The following is a 1,647-nucleotide window of genomic DNA, read 5'->3' on the forward strand; positions in this document are numbered from 1 at the left end:
GCTTGTATCCTTGCGTACCACGAAGTTAAGCTAGTTTGACGGCCAGAGGAGGAGCTTGTTTAGCTGGTGCTTGACACCGAAGCGAAGTTTTTCCCCGCCGTCAGGCTAAAGTTCGGAGTATAACTAGGTTTTCGAGGCCGTATTCACAAGCTTGAACAAGCCTGACTTCTTATCTCACCCCAATCACTTTCTTATGTCCAAAACGATTATAGTAGCGGCCGATGTGAGTAAAGGGTATGCCGATTTTCTTATTGGTGACAGCGACAAGAAGACCTTGGTCGAACCCTTTCAACTTGATGACAACAAAGCCGGCCATACCCGACTGCGTGAGCAGATCGTACTGCTGCAGCAAACGTATAAACCTGTTCGTATTCTCCTGGTAGTAGAAAGTACCGGAGGTTACGAAGACAACTGGCTTCGGATGGTCAAACAGCCAGCATTATCTGGCTTCGTTGAGAGTTACCGATTGAACGCTAAGATTACTCATCACGAGTACCGAGTGCAGAAGCGTAACAGTATCAGCGACGGTATCAGCACGCTGACCATAGCTCATCATGTTGCCAAAAATCTGGAAAATTTTTCTCCTCGGGAAATCGTCGTTGACCCTCGATATGCTCCGGCCCGCAATCTTATTCGCCACATTACCAGTCTTGACCAGGATTGCACTGGACATAAGAACAGCTTGCAGAAATTACTCTACCAATATCTACCATCTTTAGTGCCGTTCGTGCCGAAAAACTGGTCTCGATATTTTTTGCAAATGCTCGCCACCTACGGCAGCAAGCGCTCTATCCAACTTGCTGCAGCTCATGGCCTTAAGCAGATCAAGCGAGTGCCAAAAGGTAAAGCCAGTGAACTTCACCGGGCTCTCCGCGAAGGAATCGATATGAAGGAAACACCCCCAATGGTTGTTTTGGCAATCCAGTCAAAAGCACGCCACATCTTGATGTTACAAGAGGAAATCGACGCGCTGGAAAAGCAGCTTTGTCAGATGGCCCCCGTATCTGAAAAGCAGGTCGCTCAGTTGTGCTCCATTGGAGGAATGGGGCGCGTCACGGCAACCATTTTGCTATGCTTCATCGAAGACGTTGACCGCTTCGATAGCGCAAAAGCTATGGCTGCATTTTTTGGCGTCCAGCCTAGGGTTAAGATAAGCGGTGACGGCAGCGTAAAAATCGGTATGTCTAAGCAGGGTAATGGAATCGTACGGCGTATGAGTTATCTACTAGCCTTCCGAAGTTTAGGGCAAGAGCCTTACCTCAAGAGCATTTATGCCAAGTTCCGTCAAAAAGGAATGACGCATGACGGGGCCTTGGGTGTCCTAATGCACAAGTTGCTTCGCATCATGTATGGTATGTTAAAGAATGGAAGCAACTTTGATGCAGGTGTGGATCAGCTCAACCAAATTACTCCCAGAGCAAACGAAGAAACTAAAGAGGTGAAATTACTAGTAAAAGCTGACCTCACACGCCGCTTTCAGCCCCGGTCGCAGGACGCCCCAATAAGCAATCGACAGCGCCGTAAACGAAAAAAAGACCAGGAGTCCCAAGCGGCAACGGTGGCCGAAAGTACGGGATCATCCTAGTCTCGTTGTAAATCTAAAAATAAGTCGGCAGATGCTTGCTTGTTATCAGTATAACTTCGCTG

General features: G+C 48.1%; 1 protein-coding gene. It reads left to right on the top strand.

All coding sequences use genetic code 11. The annotated features are described in order from the left end of the window. Positions 1–193: 193 nt before the first annotated feature. On the top strand, positions 194–1,585 hold the full coding sequence (locus BM123_RS23715; protein WP_090173621.1) for an IS110 family RNA-guided transposase: 1,392 nt from the start codon (positions 194–196) through the stop codon (positions 1,583–1,585). Positions 1,586–1,647: the final 62 nt, after the last annotated feature.

The organism is Neolewinella agarilytica (genome assembly GCF_900110645.1).
Taxonomy (GTDB): Bacteria; Bacteroidota; Bacteroidia; order Chitinophagales; family Saprospiraceae; genus Neolewinella; species Neolewinella agarilytica.

Coding starts and splice junctions, on each gene's coding strand:
- BM123_RS23715 (WP_090173621.1), top strand. CDS start 194: ATGTCCAAAACGATTATAGTAGCGGCCGATGTGAGTAAAGGGTATGCC.